2 protein-coding genes and 2 pseudogenes are annotated in these 2,558 nt (G+C 75.9%); all 4 read left to right on the top strand.

Annotated elements, in window-relative coordinates:
• Positions 1-223: pseudogene (locus AC0CYZ_RS01175) on the top strand (cytochrome ubiquinol oxidase subunit I); the annotation flags it as partial.
• A 47-nt stretch (positions 224-270) separates the two neighbouring features.
• A complete protein-coding gene (gene serB, locus AC0CYZ_RS01170; RefSeq protein ID WP_472211325.1) occupies positions 271-1,494 on the top strand; it encodes a phosphoserine phosphatase SerB in 1,224 nt (407 codons plus the stop codon).
• Positions 1,494-2,330 (top strand): peptidyl-tRNA hydrolase, encoded by an 837-nt coding sequence (locus AC0CYZ_RS01165; protein WP_472211323.1) that lies wholly within the window; start codon positions 1,494-1,496, stop codon positions 2,328-2,330. Before serB ends, AC0CYZ_RS01165 begins: the two co-directional genes overlap by 1 nt.
• A 37-nt stretch (positions 2,331-2,367) precedes the next feature.
• A pseudogene (locus AC0CYZ_RS01160) lies at positions 2,368-2,558 on the top strand (ATP-grasp domain-containing protein); the annotation flags it as partial.

Raw genomic sequence — 2,558 nt, 5'->3', positions numbered from 1 at the left:
GCTGGAGTGGGCGACGTCCTGCCCGCCGCCGCGGCACAACTTCACCGAGCTGCCCCGGATCCGCTCCGAGCGCCCGGCGTTCGAGCTGCACTACCCGCACCTCACCGAGCGCATCCGCATGGAGGCGCACGTCGGGGGCGGGGGCGCGGCGAGCATCGGTGAGGCCGCCGCGGGTGTCACCGGGCAGGAGCACATCCCGGGCAGCGACCCCCGGAACAAGTGACCCCGTCCGCGGGGGACGACACGACCAAGGGCTCCGGGCCGGAGCCCTTGGCCGCGCAGCGCACGACGCTGCTGGTCACGGTCACCGGCCCGGACTTCCCGGGCGTCAGCGCCACGCTCTTCACCGTGCTCGCCGAGCACGGCGCGGAGATGCTCGACGTCCAGCAGGCGACCATCCACGGGCACCTGACGCTCTCGGCGCTCGTCGAGGTCACCGGTGACCCCGGCCGCCTCGAGCGCAGCCTCGACGTTGCGATCCCGGCCCTCGGGCTGACGGTGACCGTCGAGACCGGCGGGGACGCCTCGTCGGTGCACCCGTACTCGACGCACGTCGTCTCGGTGCTCGGCCGGCCGATCACCGCGGCCGGGTTCGCCGAGGTGGCGCGCACCCTCGCCGCGCAGCGGGTCAACATCGACCGCGTCCGCCGGGTCGCGGACTACCCCGTGACGGGGCTCGAGCTGCGGATCTCGACGCCGGGCTCGTCGCCGCCGTCGGACGCTGCGCTGCGCCAGGCGTTGGTGGGCGCCTCGCAGCGGGCCGGCATCGACGTCGCGGTGCAGCGCGTCGGCATCGCGCAGCGCGCCAAGCGGCTCATCGTCTTCGACGTCGACTCCACCCTCGTCCAGGGCGAGGTCATCGAGATGCTCGCGGCGTACGCCGGGCGCGAGGACGAGGTCCGTGAGGTCACCGAGGCCGCGATGCGCGGTGAGATCGACTTCGCCGAGTCGCTGCACCGCCGGGTCGCGACCCTCAAGGGGCTGCCCGCGTCGTGCCTCGACGAGGTCGGCCGCCGTCTCGAGCTGACCCCCGGCGCGCGGACGACGATCCGGACCCTCAAGCGTCTGGGTTTCAAGTGCGGGATCGTCTCGGGCGGCTTCACCCAGGTCGTCGCCTATCTCGTGGCGGAGCTCGGCCTGGACTGGGCGGCCGCGAACGAGCTCGAGATCGTCGACGGGGAGCTCACCGGCCGCGTCGTCGGCGAGGTCGTGGACCGGGCCGGCAAGGCCCGCCAGCTGCAGGCGTTCGCGGCGGCCGTCGACGTCCCCATCGAGCAGACGGTGGCCGTCGGCGACGGCGCCAACGACCTCGACATGCTCGCCGCGGCCGGGCTCGGGATCGCGTTCAACGCCAAGCCCGTGGTCGCGGCGGCCGCCGACACCGCGCTGAGCTACCCGTTCCTCGACGCGGTGCTGTTCGTCCTCGGCGTCACCCGGGACGAGATCGAGGTGGCGGACGCGGCGGAAGGGCTCCTGCGCCGCGTGCCCCTCTGATGGGCACGGCGGCGGACCGGCTCGCCGCGCTCGCGCCCCTGGCCGCGCGGGTCTGCCCGTGGGTCGTCGAGCCTGGGGCCGTGACCTGGGACGAGGACGGGGCGAGCGGCGCGGCGGGGGACGAGGACGACGCGCCGGTCCGGGCGATGCCGCTCGTGCTGCGCATCGAGCGCGGCATCCCTCCCACGGCAACCGCGCTGCTCGAGGCGGCGGCCGCGGCGGCGGTCGGGCTCTGCCTCGACGAGCGCGCCGCACCTGGCGGCCCCTGGTACGACGCCGTCGCCGCCTGGGCCGGCGCGGGCCGCATCCGCAAGCTCGCCCGCCGGGCACGGACCGCGCACTGGCGTGCCGTCGCGGACGTCGACGGGCTCACCGCCGTCGTCGGGGACCCCGAGGCCGGCGGGGGAGAGGTCCGCGCCCTGGTGCCCGGGCCGGTCGACGAGGTGCCCCACGAGGTCCGGCGGCTGCAGATCGGCGGGACCGACCTCCCGGACGACGACCCGGGCGAGCCGCCGTCCGACCGCCCGGTGATCTGGCTCAACCCCACCGTGGAGCAGTCGACGGGCAAGGCCGCGGCCCAGGTCGGGCACGCGAGCATGATCCTCGCGACGGTGCTGGCGTGGACCGGCGCCGACGACACCGAGGTCGACGCGGTGACGACGGCCGCGGTGCGGACCGCCTCGGCCGCGCAGTGGGACCGCTGGTGCACGGCGCTGGCCGACGACGACTCCGGGCGCACGGCGTGGGAGGACCACGGCGTCGCCCCGGTCCGCGACGCCGGGTTCACCGAGGTCGCGCCGGGCACCGTGACCTGCATCGCAGCCCGCCGTCCCTGATCGCGCGGCGCTCCGTGCCCCGCGAGAGGGTGGGCGCGTGACGATCGTGATCGTGGCGAGCACCCGCGTACGGTCCGAGCGCTCCGACGCCGAGAACCGGCCACTCGTGGAGGCGCTGGCGGAGCGCGGCGCGACCGCCCGGGTCGAGCCGTGGGACGCCGACGGCGCGGTCGTCGACTGGTCCGCCGCCGACCTCGTCGCGGTCCGCACCACCTGGGACTACACCGG

The organism is Actinomycetospora sp. (genome assembly GCF_055612215.1).
The sequence above is the reverse complement of the archived record's forward strand: the minus strand, read 5'-3'. Positions and strand labels throughout refer to the sequence as shown.

Bases quoted from the DNA above. Each gene is read 5' to 3' on its own strand.
- AC0CYZ_RS01165 (WP_472211323.1), top strand. From the start codon at position 1,494: ATGGGCACGGCGGCGGACCGGCTCGCCGCGCTCGCGCCCCTGGCCGCG.